This window comes from Shewanella sp. AS1, from assembly GCF_021412565.1.
In the GTDB taxonomy this organism is placed as follows: Bacteria; Pseudomonadota; Gammaproteobacteria; order Enterobacterales; family Shewanellaceae; genus Shewanella.
In genome coordinates this window covers 312,506-329,019 of the sequence record NZ_JAKCLJ010000002.1, presented here as the reverse complement: position 1 = coordinate 329,019, position 16,514 = coordinate 312,506, and the positions used below count along the sequence as shown (strand labels likewise).

16 protein-coding genes are annotated in these 16,514 nt (G+C 49.3%); 4 read left to right on the top strand and 12 right to left on the bottom strand.

Annotated features, from left to right (window positions below):
• Positions 1-86: 86 nt before the first annotated feature.
• Both LZP69_RS05650 and LZP69_RS05645 read left to right on the top strand, forming a co-directional pair.
• Complete coding sequence (locus LZP69_RS05650) at positions 87-1,037, top strand: glutathione S-transferase family protein (protein WP_234199211.1); 951 nt, start codon at positions 87-89, stop codon at positions 1,035-1,037.
• Entirely contained in the window at positions 1,034-1,912 is an 879-nt protein-coding gene (locus LZP69_RS05645; protein WP_234199210.1) for a DODA-type extradiol aromatic ring-opening family dioxygenase, read from the top strand. The genes LZP69_RS05650 and LZP69_RS05645 overlap by 4 nt, the downstream gene beginning before the upstream one ends.
• A gap of 215 nt (positions 1,913-2,127) precedes the next feature.
• On the opposite strand, the gene LZP69_RS05640 is transcribed toward LZP69_RS05645, so the two are convergent.
• From LZP69_RS05640 to LZP69_RS05630, 3 genes are all read right to left on the bottom strand, one after another.
• Positions 2,128-2,598: a GNAT family N-acetyltransferase gene (locus LZP69_RS05640; RefSeq protein WP_234199209.1), complete on the bottom strand. Its 471-nt coding sequence runs from the start codon at positions 2,596-2,598 to the stop codon at positions 2,128-2,130.
• Between the two features lie 76 nt (positions 2,599-2,674).
• Positions 2,675-4,243 (bottom strand): GmrSD restriction endonuclease domain-containing protein, encoded by a 1,569-nt coding sequence (locus LZP69_RS05635; protein WP_234199208.1) that lies wholly within the window; start codon positions 4,241-4,243, stop codon positions 2,675-2,677.
• A 408-nt stretch (positions 4,244-4,651) separates the two neighbouring features.
• Positions 4,652-5,941 (bottom strand): alpha/beta fold hydrolase, encoded by a 1,290-nt coding sequence (locus LZP69_RS05630; RefSeq protein ID WP_234199207.1) that lies wholly within the window; start codon positions 5,939-5,941, stop codon positions 4,652-4,654.
• A gap of 157 nt (positions 5,942-6,098) precedes the next feature.
• Here LZP69_RS05630 and LZP69_RS05625 point away from each other — a divergent pair, with 157 nt between their 5' ends.
• Both LZP69_RS05625 and LZP69_RS05620 read left to right on the top strand, forming a co-directional pair.
• The gene (locus tag LZP69_RS05625) at positions 6,099-6,743 is read left to right on the top strand and encodes an MBL fold metallo-hydrolase (RefSeq protein WP_234199206.1); all 645 of its coding nucleotides are present in this window, start codon (positions 6,099-6,101) and stop codon (positions 6,741-6,743) included.
• A 293-nt stretch (positions 6,744-7,036) separates the two neighbouring features.
• Entirely contained in the window at positions 7,037-7,528 is a 492-nt protein-coding gene (locus LZP69_RS05620) for a DUF1097 domain-containing protein (protein WP_234199205.1), read from the top strand.
• A gap of 84 nt (positions 7,529-7,612) precedes the next feature.
• Here the strand turns inward: LZP69_RS05620 and xthA are convergent, their stop codons facing one another.
• The 9 genes from xthA to LZP69_RS05575 all read right to left on the bottom strand — a co-directional run bounded on the left by xthA (position 7,613) and on the right by LZP69_RS05575 (position 16,373).
• A complete protein-coding gene (xthA, locus tag LZP69_RS05615) occupies positions 7,613-8,419 on the bottom strand; it encodes an exodeoxyribonuclease III (protein ID WP_234199204.1) in 807 nt (268 codons plus the stop codon).
• A 75-nt stretch (positions 8,420-8,494) separates the two neighbouring features.
• On the bottom strand, positions 8,495-8,794 hold the full coding sequence (locus LZP69_RS05610) for a YciI family protein (protein WP_234199203.1): 300 nt from the start codon (positions 8,792-8,794) through the stop codon (positions 8,495-8,497).
• Entirely contained in the window at positions 8,794-9,339 is a 546-nt protein-coding gene (locus tag LZP69_RS05605) for a septation protein A (RefSeq protein WP_234199202.1), read from the bottom strand. Before LZP69_RS05605 ends, LZP69_RS05610 begins: the two co-directional genes overlap by 1 nt.
• 261 nt (positions 9,340-9,600) lie before the next feature.
• Positions 9,601-10,407 (bottom strand): tryptophan synthase subunit alpha, encoded by an 807-nt coding sequence (gene trpA, locus LZP69_RS05600; protein ID WP_234199201.1) that lies wholly within the window; start codon positions 10,405-10,407, stop codon positions 9,601-9,603.
• Complete coding sequence (trpB, locus tag LZP69_RS05595; protein ID WP_234199200.1) at positions 10,400-11,611, bottom strand: tryptophan synthase subunit beta; 1,212 nt, start codon at positions 11,609-11,611, stop codon at positions 10,400-10,402. The genes trpA and trpB overlap by 8 nt, the downstream gene beginning before the upstream one ends.
• A 59-nt stretch (positions 11,612-11,670) precedes the next feature.
• Positions 11,671-13,152, bottom strand: a complete 1,482-nt coding sequence (gene trpCF, locus LZP69_RS05590; RefSeq protein ID WP_234199199.1) for a bifunctional indole-3-glycerol-phosphate synthase TrpC/phosphoribosylanthranilate isomerase TrpF — start codon at positions 13,150-13,152, stop codon at positions 11,671-11,673.
• Positions 13,153-13,162: 10 nt separating this feature from the next.
• A complete protein-coding gene (trpD, locus tag LZP69_RS05585) occupies positions 13,163-14,197 on the bottom strand; it encodes an anthranilate phosphoribosyltransferase (protein WP_234199198.1) in 1,035 nt (344 codons plus the stop codon).
• Positions 14,194-14,808, bottom strand: a complete 615-nt coding sequence (locus LZP69_RS05580) for an aminodeoxychorismate/anthranilate synthase component II (protein WP_234199197.1) — start codon at positions 14,806-14,808, stop codon at positions 14,194-14,196. Before LZP69_RS05580 ends, trpD begins: the two co-directional genes overlap by 4 nt.
• Positions 14,805-16,373 carry an anthranilate synthase component 1 gene (locus LZP69_RS05575; RefSeq protein ID WP_234199272.1) on the bottom strand — a complete coding sequence of 523 codons (1,569 nt, stop codon included), beginning with the start codon at positions 16,371-16,373 and terminating at the stop codon, positions 14,805-14,807. The genes LZP69_RS05580 and LZP69_RS05575 overlap by 4 nt, the downstream gene beginning before the upstream one ends.
• Positions 16,374-16,514 lie beyond the last annotated feature (141 nt).

The window sequence follows — 16,514 nt, the reverse complement described above, 5'->3', positions numbered from 1 at the left end:
CCCTATATCCCTCAGACAGGCATTAGTTGTGATGCCTGCTCTGCAGATTAATCACATCGAATCGAATAATAGAGTAGGAGCCACCCATGTTAGTCGATGGCAAGTGGACAAAGGCCTGGCAACCCGTGCAGGCGAAAGATAAAGAGGGGCGCTTTGTGCGCCAGAGCAGCAGTTTTCGCCACTGGATAACCCCTGATGGCGAGGCGGGCCCAACGGGTGAGGGCGGATTTAAGGCCGAGGCGGGTCGTTATCATCTGTATGTCGCCTTTATCTGTCCCTGGGCGTCGCGCACGCTTATGGTGAGGGCACTTAAGGGATTAACAGACTATATCAGCGTCTCAGTAGTCAATCCTGTGTTATCGGATCAGGGCTGGCAATTTGGCGGTTATCCCGGCGCCGATGACGATCAGCTGAACGGTCATCATTTTATGCACCAAATCTACACTCAGGTTGACCCTCGCTATACGGGCAGAGCCACAGTGCCGGTACTTTGGGATAAGCAGCGTAAGATGATAGTCAATAACGAGTCGGCCGACATTATCCGTATGTTAAATAGCGCCTTCGACAGCCTTACTGGTTCGACGCTGGATTTATACCCTAAGCAATATCGCAGCGACATAGATAGCCTTAATGAGCGCCTTTATCATGAGTTAAATAACGGCGTCTATAAGGCCGGTTTTGCCAGCAGTCAGTTTGCCTATGATGAAGCTTATCACAGCGTGTTTAACCTACTCGATGAGCTTGAGCAGACCCTGAGTGATGGCCGGGCATATCTGCTCGGTTCTGAACTAACAGAGACAGATATCCGCGCTTTTGTGACCTTAGTGCGATTCGATGTGGCTTATTACGGTTTGTTTAAATGTAATCGGGAGTTAATCGCGCAAAAGCCGTATCTTCAGGCTTATTTAAAACGCCTTTATAGGATTGATGGGATTGCAGACACAGTGAATATCGACCATATCAAGCAGGGCTATTATTCGATTAAAGCCCTTAATCCCGCAGGGATAGTCCCCATGGGGCCGGAGGTAAATTTATGAGTGCGCAGCAGATCTCCCTTGAGATGGATCAGCAGTTTGAGGCGGCAAAAAGAGCTGGGTTAATGCCGAGTCTATTTGTCTCCCACGGCTCGCCCATGTTGGCTCTTGAAGATAGCGACAATGCCGCCTTCTTGACCGAACTAGGCGGTAAATTACTTAAGCCAAAAGGGATAGTGGTGTTCTCGGCCCATACAGATAGTCAAGCAGGTGTCCGTATCACAGCGGGCGAACAGCCAAAGACAGTGCATGACTTTTATGGTTTCCCCGATGCTCTGTATCGAATTGAGTATAGGGCTCCTGGGGCGCCAGCCCTCGCCGAAAAGGTCGCCAATTTGTTGAAAGCTGGAGGATTGGACGCCGTGTTAGATAAGCAGATGGGCTGGGATCATGGCCTTTGGAATCCGCTTTGCCGCCTCTATCCCCAGGCCGATATTCCTGTGGTGCAGGTTTCTCTCGACACCAGCAAGGGTGCCAAGTATCACTACCAATTGGGCAAGGCCCTAAGCTCACTTCGCGCTCAAGGGGTGTTGATTTTAGGTTCGGGTGGTATTAGCCATAACCTTAGGGAGATATTCAGCCGACCAGGGGACCCAGATAGAGTAGAGAAGATGCAGGCCTTTGTGCGCTGGATAGCCGATGGCGTGGCAAAACAAGACCTAAGTTCATTGCTCGACTATGAGGCCAAAGCGCCCTATGCACGCTTTAATCATCCCACGGTTGAGCATCTCATGCCTTTCTATGTGGCACTTGGGGCAGGGCAGGCAGAAGCTGACACAGACTTAGACACAGAAAGCGGCAGCAGGCCAGCACTGCGATTGCATCAAAGTGTCGAGATGCAAATTTTAGCTCTCGACAGCTACGCTTGGTTTGAGTAACCCCGCCATAAGCGATGAGTCACAGTTGGCTGCAAAACCAGACGTAAAATGAATATCGCTTCGAAAACTTAATAGCCAATCTCACTCGCTTTTAGCAAAAGCGAGTGAGCTTTTTACGCTAATCCATCATGCAGAGAACAATATTTTTATGGGTAACGCCGCGTAAAGGTTCGACAAACTTGAGCAAAGTGTAGGAGTTGCTCTTAAACGCATTGTTAGCAAACAGTGTCTAACGCCATCGGTATATCTACCACCCCGTCTCTGTTTCTTATGCCTTCTGTACGATTGAAACCAAAACTCAAATAAACACTTTCTGCGTTCACTGCAGAATTCACAGTAAAGTGACCACTATTACCGTTTTTGAGAGACTCATCTTTAACCACTTCCCACAACTGGCGTGAAAGCCCTTTTCCTTGGCTACCCTCGTCTACAAAAAGATGATACAAGTGCGAATAATCTCGAATACCAGCCACACCAACAATGTCATCATTCATATTCACAGCGACCGCATAAAAGTAGTTTGCAGACAAATACGTTTTAATATTCTCTTCTGACATAGAGTCAAGCAAAACACTATGCACCGATAAATCACAAGTCGGGCAAACATACTTTTTTGTCAAACGTAATATCAACACACTGATTGCTTTCGCATCACTAATCACAGCTTTTCTAATATTGATGCTCATTGCTTATCCTGGTTGATAACGCCTCTCTCTGGGGCAAACCGGAGCGCAGCGTAGGTTTGTCCCTAGCAGCGATTTGTTATGACATCAACTCTTCGGCCTTACTGTTTAGTAGTTGTGTCCTTGCTTTTATGAATTCATCATAATCAAGTTTGTCAGTATCTTCAGGGCATAGGGCAGATTCCAAATACGCTCGCCTTCTGTCCTCTGGAAGGCTACCAAGATACTCTGTGGGTGACTTATCTTTGATATTGTTATTGTCGCCTCTGGTCAAGAAACAAATATTGGCAAGCACATTGATCTGCTTTCTTTCGCGACCACTTTTTTCTAAAAATTTCTGGGGAAAGATATGATGATATTCATGTTTACTCCCCTTTTTTAGAACTTCGTCTAAAACAACGTTTGCGCCACTTAAGAATGACTTAGGCCCCATTGTGTTGAGCATAAGAATGAGGACTCGACCATTAGCACTTGTGCTACTAAAAGGGCTCTTTTCAAAGTCTATTTTGTTATCAGCTACGGGATAGCGGAGCACATGCTCTTCATCATCCCGTAAGCGACAAAGTTCTACAATATCCGTTGCCTGTCGCTGATTAACACCTGCAGAGAATCTCCGCGTAAACAGCGACCGCCAAAACCATCTCAATATCTTGTCACGCTGCTTGTCCGTATAACGAATCCCGTCAGCTTTATCAGTTGCAAAAAATGCAGCCAAAGGAACTAACAGACCTGGAAAAGGTATCATCTTGTAATGGCGTACATTAGCCTCTCTCTTTAAAAAGTCTAGCGCCCCCAAGATACCCTTCTCGACTATATGAAATTTTTCTCTTATCTCATCACCTTGTAGTTCCATTATGGTTTTCGGAGTGGTTTCACCCGCAATGATGCCTGCACACATTCTTAGTTGAAGATCTTTATCCTCAACTAACTCTCCAAAATTGTGATCAGATATTTCTGACTGTAAATCTCGAAATTTCTCCACCAAATCAAAATCGTCAGACCAGCTCCAAGCAGACAACAGCTCAAACACATCAAGCTCGGTCCCTGCACGATTAATTCTTTCGAATACAATTGCGACTTTGTTTCTATCTTCTGATTCGAAAACCTCATTTGGAATTAAATACTCTTTGAACCTTGATTGAAGTTCGTCAAGTTTCAAAATTATGTCGTCACGTAGCCCATTGGTTGCCTGACGATAAGCAACCGGATCAAAAAGCGTTTTCATAGGAAAATGTCTGGATTGATCTATTTCTGATTCTTCCAGTGCTAAAAATAGTGACTCCTGTATATTCTCCTCTGCATCAATATCGAAATATATATCAGTCCATTCAGAGGATATTGGTGCCAAATCCGTCTGAAAAACACTAAAGATTGAAGTTAAACGCTGCTGTCCATCCAATACATAATTTACCGGGTAGTCTTTTTGAGGTTCGGGCAAATCGAAGAGACCCAATCTTTTTTCAGTCTTTAATCTAGTGTCGGTTTTCCACAAGATTACAGTTCCTATCGGGAACCCTTTGTAAATACTATCCAAAAGGAAAGCAACTTGCTCAGGCTCCCAAACAAAATCACGTTGAAAAGCTGGAATCCTGATATCACCGGATGTAATGCGATCAATTAGTTTGCGAATTGTTATTGGATCACTCATTGAATTTCCTTGATGTCACAGATCAGATAGTAAAAATTGTTGCATGTTGCTTTTAGTCATAACATTTTATTAGTATGCATGCGCATGTATTTGGCAAAACGCGCATGCACATTTATTAAACCTATTATCTAAGCTGCACTATAACAAAGTTATTGATTAATAAACACTCTACCAGACTCGTGCTGGATAAACGAGCACAAAAATTTGCAAAGTTAGCTTGTGATTTTGACTCGAAGCAATCGAGGTGAGAAAGCGTCCCGAAGGCGCGTTTTACAGCCAAGGGCTTCTACAGCTAAGGGCTTCTACAGCCAATGCCTCCTAAAGCTAGGCGCTTCGCTGATTTTTGGATGGTTGGGGCGAGCGATACGCCCCGTCGATCGTTACTTTGGTCGTTCTTTACCGCGATCGTTACCTCAACAGCTCTCCACGATTAAGGGCGATCAATTTATCTAGGATGCGCTCGCCATCCATGCGTATGCCGTTGTGCTCATATTCAGAGGTGAGCCAATATTTCAATCCGGCGACCTGCTTGGCCGTCTCTAAACTGTATTGCATCTCGACAAACATATCTTCGCTGTAAATTGCGGCGGCCACAGGCACAGTGTTGTTTTGCAATTTATTCAGATCATAGAGGCGAGGCCAGTCGGCCTTTTCTGCCAGCAGGTGAGCGGCATGTTTTAGCGGTTTTAGGTTGCTGAACTGGTCGAAAAACCAGGGATAGACCATCTCGCCGGTAAACAAGAATGGCTTGTCGGCTTGATAGTTAAATTCAGGGTATTGGCCTCTGACGCGCTGGGCCGACCAGCGTGAGGCGGATTGCTGACAATAGATACTCTCATGCAGTAGGGCAAAAATGGGGTTGGTGTTAAAGTCCAGCAGCTGGCAAAAATGCGCCAGAAACAGCGGATTCACAGTCAATCCGTTTGATGTGTCTATCAGCGCCTGTTCCAGCAGGTAATAGACCTGCTCTGGGCCTTGCTCCATGCCTATATTGATCCCCAAGAGTTGCAACATCTCAACCGTGAGTCGCTCGCCGCTGGCGATGCGTACTTCATGCTGGGTGATATAGTCAGCCAGCTGTTTCACCAGTTGCTGTGCATCGGGGAAACGCTGGAAAAAATCCTGATTCTTGGCGAGCACTCTGAGGTAGGTGGCTTGATAGACCTCGTCGGCGCTACGTGTCAGTGGGGGGATACCGCCTGTGATATAGGCTTCATGGACGCCCTCTGGCGCATCATTGAGGTATTTAAGTACACAAAAACCGCCAAAACTCTGGCCTAAGATGCTCCATTTTTGATCGCCAATAAGCTGTTTGCGGATCGCTTCGGCGTCTTTAATGATATTATCGGCGCGAAAATGGCTTAGGTAGTCCGCCTGCTCAGCCGAATTCAGATGACTTAATGCGCTGAAGTTAACCGGAGTCGACAAGCCTGTACCACGTTGATCCAGCAGCAGGACACGAAATTCCCGCAGCGCTCGTTTAACCCAACCGCTGTTTGATACCGGCCTTAAGGCGCCAAAGCCTGGGCCACCCTGGAAAAAGACCATATAGGGTAAAGGTGAGTCCTTATGCTCAGGGGCAAAGAGTTCACGGGCGAACACAGTTATCTGCTCACCTTGAGGCTGGTTGTGATCTAGGGGAAGATGAAAGTGGTGTTTGATGGCATGAATACCAGACAGGAGCTGCGGCTTAGACATAGGGAACCTTGGGTTATGGGCAATTTTTTAAGTTGGATTGTAATCAAAAAATTTTTAGCTCGATAGGTTATCCTAGATCAAAATTATGCTAAGAGTTGTTAGAGAATATGGATGGCATATCGTACTCTAGGATCAACCTTTAATAGTGGATGTGAAGATGAAATATCAAATTGTGCCAGTCACACCGTTTCAGCAAAACTGCAGTATTATTTGGTGTGAAAAAACGAAGATGGCAGCGGTTGTCGATCCGGGCGGTGATGTCCAACGTATTACGCAGCAGTTGCAGGCCAATGGGCTTACAATAGAAAAAATACTATTAACTCATGGGCATATTGATCACGTGGGCGGCGCAAAAGCCTTGAGTGAGGCCACTGGTGTGTCCATTATTGGTCCGCACAAGGCCGATGAATTTTGGTTATCTTCACTCAATGAACAGAGTAAGCATTTTGGCTTCTTGCCCGTGGCACCTTTTACGCCGGATCAATATCTGGAGCACGGCGATCTGGTGACAGTAGGGGAGCAGACGCTGAAGGTCTATCACTGCCCTGGACATACGCCGGGTCATGTGGTGTTTTTCAGTGAAGCGGATAAGCTTGCCTGGGTTGGGGATGTGTTATTTAAAGGCTCTATCGGGCGTACCGATTTCCCACAATCCAGCCATAAAGATCTGATCCACTCTATCACCCAAGTATTATGGACATTAGGGCGAGATGTGAGTTTTATTCCCGGCCACGGCCCCATCTCCAACTTTGGTCTTGAGCGTGAGCAGAATCCTTTCGTAGCCGATCAGCTGTTAAGCTGATCATTAGCCGACACACAGCCTAAAGGGTCTCTTTTGAGGCCCTTTTTAGTGCATTTGGGTCAGCCATTTTCTTTTTTCTAACTTAGTTACTGGTCTATTTACTGCCTTATTTACAAGCTTAGCCTGTCTCTTTACCGGCTTAGTTTGCACTCTGCTGCCATTGAGCGCGTTAAAAAACTTCATTTGGTGATTTTTTAAGCGATTTGTTTCGATATTTTGCGGATGATCCGGTTTTTCTGTTTTATTTTGGTGTAAATTACCTACAAATATTCCACTGTAACATGGGGTCATACATGGAACATCGTTGGCAAGTTGCTTTTTCTGCGGGTCTACTGGCAGCCATTTGGGCTGAGGTGGCCGATATATTTCATCTGGTGACTTGGATTGGTTTCCTCTCCTGCAGTACCTATTTTGCACAGGGTAAAGTTAACGCTAAAGGCGTGTTAACCACTTGGTTGACTAACTTCTCTGGGGTGTTCTGGGCCTGGGTGATCATTGCCGGCGGCAGTTACTTTAACGAACCTTTAGTGGGTTATCTGTTAACTGGGATTGCGACCAGCATGATGTGTTTGCAGGCCAGTTATCAAAAGCTTGCCTTCATTCCCGGCGCCTTTATTGGCTGCTGTGCGACATTTGCCATGGGCGGCGATATTGCACCTATCATCTTACCTTTGATCTTGGGGGCACTGCTGGGTTATGGCATGACGCTGTTAACGGCTCAGCTGGTTGCATTTTCAACCAAGACCTTACCCGCAATTAAACTGCGTTTAGCCAAACAGCATTAATCGGCCAATAGGCAGAAATTAAAAAGGGTCAATAATCGTTATTGACCCTTTTTTAATATCGACTGTAGCAGGCTAGCGAAAACCTTATTTAAACACGCTCCAGATAGGGGCGTGATCGGACGGTTTTTCTATACCCCTTAGTTCATAATCCACGTCGGATTCGACTAAACGTGCGGCAAGGGAAGGGGTTGCTAGGATCACATCGATCCTCAGGCCGCGGTTATCATCAAAGCCTTTACTGCGGTAATCAAACCAGGAGTAACGCTCACTGCGCTCAGGATGCAGTTGACGGAAGGTATCCACTAATCCCCAGTTGAGCAGGGTTTGTAGCCACTCGCGCTCTTCCGGCTGAAAACTGCACTTACCTGTTTGTAGCCAGCGTTTTGCGTTAGCCGGGCCGATGCCGATATCTAAATCGATAGGAGAGATATTGATGTCACCTATGATGGCGATATCTTCATCCGGACTGCGGTGCTCCTCAAGGTAGCGCATCAGATCCTGATAGAATTTACGCTTGGCAGGATATTTCACTTCGTGACTGATATTTTCCCCTTGGGGGAAATATCCATTAAGCACAGTGAGGGGCCTGCCATTTTCCTGCATAAAAGTGCCCATAATCATACGGCGCTGGGCATCTTCATCATCGGTAGGAAAACCTTTCTGAACGTTTAATGGTTCAAGCTTGGATAACATGGCCACACCATAGTGTGCCTTGCCACCATGATAATGCACCTTGTAACCCATGGCCTCAACATCGGCCAGGGGAAATGCTTCATCGTGCACTTTTGTTTCCTGCAGACCGATAATGTCCGGCGCATGGCTGTCGATCAGCGCCTGTAGCTGATGCAGTCTGGCCCTGAGACCATTAATGTTAAATGAGACTATTTTCATCCTGAAAACCTATTTGAGCCTAAGTTTGTTTGAGGCTAAGTTTGTTTGAGCCTAAGTTTGAGCCTAAGTTTGAGCCTACGGCAGAACGTGTTTGTAAGGCTTAACGACCACCTTTTCATAGACACCTGCTGCGATGTAGGGGTCTTTATCGGCCCAAGCCTGGGCATCTTCGAGGGAGGCAAAATCGGCAACGACCAGAGAGCCAGTGAAACCAGCTTCACCTGGGTTTTCACTGTCGATAGCAGGATGCGGTCCGGCAATTAATAAACGGCCTTCATCGGCTAACTCTTGCAGGCGCGCCAGATGAGCCGGACGGGCAGCTAGTCGATTTTCTAAACTGTTTTCAACGTCTTGAGATGAGATCATATACCACATTATTTGAGTTCCTTTTTCTGTTCTTCAGGTAGATGTTTATAGAGATAGACAACTGTGACCACAGTATTGACCAGTGTCAGGGCTGTCAGACCAAAGACTTTAAAATTGACCCAGGTATCCTGTGACAGGCTAAAGGCCACGTAGATATTGCCTAGACCACACGCGATAAAGAAAGCCACCCAGTACCAAGTGACGCGAGCCCAAACTGCATCGCTGACCACCAGTTCTTTGCCCAGCATCCCCTTTAAAATGGGTTTGTTAAGCCATTGACTGACCGCCAAAGCGATGGCGAACAGGGCGTAAACCACAGTCACTTTCCACTTGATAAAGGCATCATCGTGAAAAATCAGGGTGAGGGTGCCGAAAAAGCTCACCATGGCGAAGGTGATGAGATGCATCTTTTCGACTTTCTTATACAGCATATAAGTGACTATTAACTGCAGGGCGGTGGCCGCGATCAGGGCGCCACTGGCAATGTAGATATCGAAAAATTTGTAGACAGCGAAAAAGATCACTAACGGCAGAAAGTCGAGCAGTTGTTTCATAGGTCTTTTAAATACACAAACAATAGAGACCATCGAGTGTAGCACGGCAACTATAGTCGCAAAAGCGACCGAGCGCAGAGAAGGGGGATTTGTTCTCTCTACTGGTTAATTATTACCAGATAGCTGAATTGAAGCTGAAACCGGCAAGTTTGGGGTGTAAAAAACCGATCTCTTAGGAGATCGGTTTAACGTGAGAACGGTCTATCGGGAAATAGGTCTATTGTGAGATCGCTCTATAGTGAGATTGCTCTACTGGGCAGCCTATAGTGTCGCCGCTTTCATATTACGGGTAAATTCACCTAAAGCTGCTAAAAGCGCTGTCTCGTTATCTCGGTTCGCCTCGATTATTTTCACCACGGCGGAGCCGGAAATGGCACCGGCGGCGCCTGCGTCAATTGCAGCCTTCACCTGAGATGGCTCGGCAATACCAAAGCCAAGCAAAGGCGGCGCACTCTTATAGGTTTCAAGCTGAGATAAAATCTCGTTAATCGGCATGCCTGCTTTTGATTCAGTCCCAGTCACCCCAGCGCGGGACAGCAGATAGGTATAGCCTTCGCCTTTTTCGGCGACCTGTTTTAGGGTGTCGCTATCGGCGTTGGGCGGCGCGATAAAAATGGGCGCGATACCATGAGCCTTGGCGCTGGCAATAAAAGGCTCTGCTTCTTCTACAGGCACATCGGCGATCAGTACTGAGTCCACCCCCGCAGCCTTTGCCTTGGCATAAAAGTTATCAATTCCCTTGGTAAAGACCAGGTTTGCGTAGAGCAGCAGACCGATAGGCAGCTCTGGGTATTTTTCGCGGATCTTCGCCAGCAGGGTAAAACATTGGCTCGGGGTGGTGCCTGATGCCAAGGCGCGCAGGTTAGCCCCCTGAATAACAGGGCCATCGGCCAATGGATCGGAAAAAGGAAAACCCAGCTCCAGGGCATCGGCGCCATTTTCCACTAAGGTATCGATTATCTTGAGTGACAGTTCGGGGGTTGGATCGCCTAAGGTGACAAAGGGGACGAATGCGCCTTGCTGTTTGGTCTTTAGTGCGGCAAATGCTGTTTGGTAACGGTTACTCATCGCCGCTCTCCTTGGTGGTTTGTGTCTCTCTTTTCTCTAAAATATCCGCGACTGTGAAGATATCTTTATCACCCCGCCCCGACAGGTTGACCACTAAGATGGTCTCCTTGGTGGCTTTCTCGGCCAATTTGATGGCGTAGGCGAGGGCGTGAGCCGACTCCAGTGCAGGAATGATCCCTTCGCTTCTAGCCAGCAGCTGAAATGCGTCCAGGGCTTCTTCATCGGTCGCCGACTCGTAACTGGCGCGGCCGGTTGCCGCCAGATAAGCGTGCTGCGGCCCAACCGAGGGGAAATCCAGTCCCGCAGAGATGGAGTAGGACTCCTCTATCTGCCCTTCACTGTCTTGCATCAAGGGGGCCTTCATACCGAAGAAGATGCCCGTTTTGCCGTGTTTAAGTGGCGCGCCATGTTTGGGTGTGTCTATGCCAAGGCCCGCAGGTTCGACGCCGATCAGCTGCACCGAAGCTTCATCAATAAAGTCGGCAAACATGCCGATGGCGTTGGAGCCGCCGCCCACACAGGCGATCACCGCATCGGGCAATCTGCCTTCGCGCTCAAGCAGCTGCTTCTTGGTTTCTTCGCCTATCATGCGCTGAAACTCACGCACTATGGTGGGGAAGGGATGCGGGCCTGCCGCCGTGCCCAGCAGATAGTGCGCCTTATCATAACTGCCAGACCAGTCACGCATCGCCTCATTACAGGCATCTTTTAGGGTGGCTGAGCCGGAGGTTACAGGGATCACTTCGGCGCCCATCAGCTTCATACGAAACACGTTGGGTGATTGACGTTCGACATCTTTGGCGCCCATATAGACCTTGCATTTGAGATCCAGCAGAGCGCAGGCCAGCGCTGTGGCGACGCCGTGTTGACCCGCGCCGGTTTCGGCGATGATCTCTTTCTTGCCCATGCGTTTGGCCAGCAGTGCCTGCCCTAATACCTGATTGGTTTTATGGGCGCCGCCGTGGAGCAGATCTTCCCGTTTTAGGTAGATTTTTACCAGCGGGTTGGGACTCAGATTGCGCGTCAGCGTCAGTGCCGTGGGTCTGCCGGCATAGTTTTTCAGTAAGTCAGTAAATTCCGCCTTAAAGGCCTCATCTTGCTGTGCATCGACGAAGGCCGACTCCAACTGCATCAGGGCGGGCATCAATATCTGTGGCACATACATACCGCCATATTCGCCGAAATAGGGATCGAGTTTTGTCATAATTGCTTCCTGTTCTGGTCAGTCTCTGTGACCGGGTATTCATTTGTGTGATCTGTGTTTCAGTAGTGACGCAGTGCGGCAAAGGCATCGGCTATTTTCTGATGATCTTTGATGCCGGGCTCGCGCTCTAAGCCTGAGTTAAAGTCCAGACCAAAAAAGCCCTGTTTGGCGGCATCAAAGGCGTTATCGGCGCTCAGTCCACCGGCAAGCATGGCCTGCTGTTTTTTAGGGAGCGGCAGTTGCCAGTTGAAGCACTGGCCTGTACCGCCAAATTGACCTGTCTCGCCAAACTGGCTGGCATTAGCCGTTTGAGTCTTGCTGTCATAGAGCAGGCGATCGACATGCTCTGGTAGCTTAAGCTCAGATTGTTTGAGCTCTGGCAGTTTAGCGTCAGTGCTGCTTTCGATAGCAATCGCCTTCCAGATCTCACACTGGCAGTTGGCATCTTGCAGGGCGAGACGTAATTCATCGATCTCATATTGGGTTTCACTGCCATGAAGCTGCACCGCAAACAGTGACAAGGCGGTAGCCACTTCCACTATCTTGTTGATCTCTTCATTGACAAACACTCCCACATATTTGAGCCGTTTGTTTGAGGCGCTCTGTTGTTTGATTAAATTATGCGCCTTCTCAGGTGAGATATAGCGTGCCGATTGAGGGGCGAAAATTAAGCCGCCATAGATGGCGCCCGCTTGTGCGGCTGCTTTGGCATCCTCTGCGCGGGTTAAGCCACAGACCTTGTTATGGCCTAAGGTGAGGGCGCGGCAAGCGAGATCCAGATCTGGCTCGGCCATCAAGGAGCTGCCTACCAAGAAGCCATCGACCAGGGGACTTAAGCGGCGAACCTGGCTCTGGTTATAGATCCCCGATTCGCTGATCACCACGCGGTCGGCCGGAATGTGCGGCGCTAGTGTCTCTGTGGTAGCCAGATCGGTGGACAGGTCGCGAAGATTTCGATTGTTGATGCCTATGATGGGGGCATCGAGGTCGATGGCGCGTTTAAGCTCCTCTTCGTTGCTGACCTCGGTAAGTATATCTAATTGATACTTAGCGGCCTCATGAGCAAGGGCGCGGTACTGCTCATCGTCTAACACAGACAGCATCAACAAAATCGCATCGGCGCCCTGGTGAGCCGCCAGTTTTATCTGATAGGGATCGACAAAGAAATCTTTGCACAGCACAGGCTGAGTCACCCGCGCGCGTACCTTGGGAAGATAATCCATATCGCCCTGGAAGAACTGCTCATCGGTGAGCACAGAGATCCCGGCGGCATAATTAACATAGATATCGGCAATCGCCTCGACATCGAAATCTGCCCGGATCAGCCCCTTAGATGGGCTTGCCTTTTTACATTCGAAGATAAAACCCGCATCGGGGGCTTTTAATGCCTCGAACAGACTTCTGTCAGAGATCTTTGGCTGTAACGAGTCCTCTGGGAATCGCAACTTTAATGCGGCGATATGCGCTGCCTTGGTCGCAACTATCTTAGTTAACACATTCTTAGTTAACACATTGCTTGGCTTTAATGATGTATGGCTCACTGTGGTTCCTTTAATCCTGTTGGCTTGCGCTGGAGAGTTTTTCGACTAAATCGAAGGTGCGTCCGCTCGCTAAGGTGCTGAGGGCAAGTTGTACTCCTGCGGCTATCGATTCGCATACACCTGCGACATAGAGGGCGCAGCCGGCATTGGCGGCGACGGCATCGCGGTGGGCATCAGCGCCCTTACCGAGTAAAATGGCCTGGGTGAAAGCCGCGTTTTCTTGCGGGGTGCCGCCTTCAAGCTTAGATAATTTTGTCTGACTTAACCCAAGCTGCGCCGGGGTGAGTGTGTATTGGGTGATGCTCCCCTCTTTGAGTTCGCAGACCTGGGTATCGCCATGGACTGCAACCTCATCTAGGCCTGAGCCGTGAACCACCATGGCTCGTTTCATTCCCAGCGCCTTTAGAACCTGAGTTATGGGCTCGACCAGCTCAGGGCTGTAGACACCGAGCAAGATATAATCGGGGCGAGATGGATTGATCAAGGGGCCTAATAGATTAAATAGGGTTCGGGTCTTGAGTGCCTGTCTCACTGGCACGGCGTGGCGCACTCCGCCATGATAGTGAGGCGCAAACAGGAAGCAGAGACCTAACTTGTCCAGGCAGTCTCTGGCGGTTTCTGGTGCCATGGTGAGATCGATACCAAACTGAGACAGAAGATCGGAGGAGCCCGACTTGCTCGACACCCCCCGATTACCATGTTTGGCGACCTTAGCACCGGCGGCCGCGGCAACAAAGGCGGCCGTGGTGGAGATATTGATTGTGTTATGGCCATCGCCGCCTGTGCCGACAATATCCAGTATCCCCTGCTGACGCGTGGCGTCATTGCCTTGGGGGAAGGGCTTGGCAGCACTTAGCAGCGCATCGGCAGCACCCGAGATCTCCGCTATGGTTTCGCCGCGCACTTTCATGGCGATCAGCATAGCCGCCATCACAGTCTCGCTCATCTCGCCATTGATAACGGCGCTAAAAAGGGTTTTTGCCTCTTCACGGCTGGCACTTTGTCCCAGGTAGAGCTTATCGAGTATGGGTTGCAGCTGACTCATCTACTGAGCTCCTTGTGGTTGCTGTGGGGAAGATCCTCAGTTAAGTAAGCTAAGGTTTGGGTTAGCAGTTGGCTGCCTAAGGTGGTCAGAATCGATTCGGGATGAAACTGAAAGCCGACCGCTTTAATGCTTTTATGGGAGATCGCCATTGGCATCTCGTCTGTGGTGGCTATCACCTCCAGGCAATTGGGCACCTTAGTCGCGACCAGGCTGTGATAACGCGCGACCGGCAGCGGCGAGGGCAGGCCATCGAAAATCCCTTGGCCATGGTGCAAAGTTAGACTCGCCTTGCCGTGCACCACTTGCTTGGCTCGCTCTACTTTACCGCCAAAATGCTCGATCATCGCCTGATGACCCAAGCAGATCCCCAGCATAGGCACTTTGCCTGCAAGTCGTTCGATGAGCGCCATTAAACAGCCCGATTCGTGAGGTGCGCCTGGGCCAGGTGAAAGCACCAGCACGGCAGGTTCCAATTCATTTAGCAGTTTGTCTGCAATAAAGTCTGCCTCAAGATCGTTGCGGTAGATAATGACCTCAAAACCCAAAGTCCTGAATTGATCCACCAGGTTGTAGGTGAAGGAATCAAAATTGTCTAACAGGTAGATTTTCATCGCCCACCTCCCATCTTGATGGCGGAAATAACGGCTTGGGCTTTTTGGCGGGTTTCATCGGCTTCGGCCTGGGGATCTGAGTCATAGACCAAGCCAGCACCGGCCTGAATGTGGGCGACAGCGTTTTTGACGAACGCCGAGCGGATCACGATACAGGTGTCCATGTCGCCTAACGCGTTGAGATAGCCGACCGCGCCGCCATAGCTGCCGCGCCTGGTCTTTTCTGCCTTGCGGATCAGCTGGGCGGCTCTCACTTTAGGCGCGCCAGTCAGCGTGCCCATGTTCATACAGGCCTGATAGGCATGCAGCGCATCGAGATCTGTGCGTAGCTGTCCTGTCACCCGGCTAACTAAGTGCATCACATGGGAGTAGCGATCGACTTTCAGTAGTTCTGGCACTTTGCGGCTGCCGCTTTGGCTAATGCGAGCCACGTCGTTACGGGCTAAATCCACCAGCATTAAGTGCTCGGATAGCTCTTTCTTATCGAGTCTCAGCTCAAGTTCAATGCGACTGTCGAGATCGAAATCTATCTCGCCATTGGCCAGTTTGCCGCGCTTTCGTGTGCCGGCTATGGGGTAGATCTCAACCTGATTGGTAGCGGCTTCATACTTGATTGCACTTTCTGGCGATGCGCCAAATAGGGTGAAATCCTCGCCGCGAAAATAGAACATATAGGGGCTAGGGTTGGTTAGACGCAGGGCGCGATAGGCGCCGAGCGTGTTGGGACAAGGCAGGCTGAAACTGCGAGAAGGCACCACCTGAAAGATGTCGCCAGCGTTTATATGCTCTTTGAGATTATTGACCACAGTCTTAAAGTCATCGTCTGAGATATTGACCTGAACGTCGGCTTCGACGCTGCAAAGGGGCTCGATAGGCGATAGGGTTTCACAGGCCTGCTTTAGCTTGTCTCTACGTTCACTGAAATGGGCGCTAAAGGTATTTAAGCCGCTGAAATCATGGGTGATGATATCGGCCCGCTGGTCCTGATGATCCACTAAGATCAGGGTTTCAGCCAAATAGAACAGGTAATCGGGGCAGGTGTTATCACTGTCTGACACAGTCGGGAGCGGCTCGATGGTATCGATAAGATCGTAAGCGAGCACGCCGCCGAGAAACAGGGATTCAAACTCGGGCTTATCGACAGTCTCTATCTGCTGGAGTAGGGTGCGCAGGCCATCCAAGGGAGAGGTGGCTTTTAATTTTGCATCCTCATCGAGTTGTCCCGAGGGCTTACGCAGTTGCAATATAAGGCCGTCGTCTTCGAGCTGAGCTGCGCCTAGCCTGGCATCATCTTGGCTGAAATAGTGGTGTATGGGTGACAGAAGTGTTTGTCCATTGGGGGTGAGCGCCTTAAATGTGAGTGTGTAGCCTTCACAACGGATCATCATGGCGGCGTGGGTCATCACTATGCTTTTGAGGTGATCTTTACTGTCTATTTCGGCCGATTCCAATAGCAAGGTATTTGGCGCATCATGAGTGAGCTGCTGATAGAGGTTGAGCGGATCATCATGATAGGTTATCCGCTCCTTGTGTGTGCTGACCGATGCCAGAGTGTCATGCGCCATGTTTACTTGCTCCATGATGGTTGTTTCAACCTTTATATAACCTTAGCCTAAATTGCAGTGTGCTAAGCCTTGTCAGATTTTGTGATAAAAATTAAGCCATTAAACGCAAAAAGCCCGCATTAAATGCGGGCTTTTATGTTA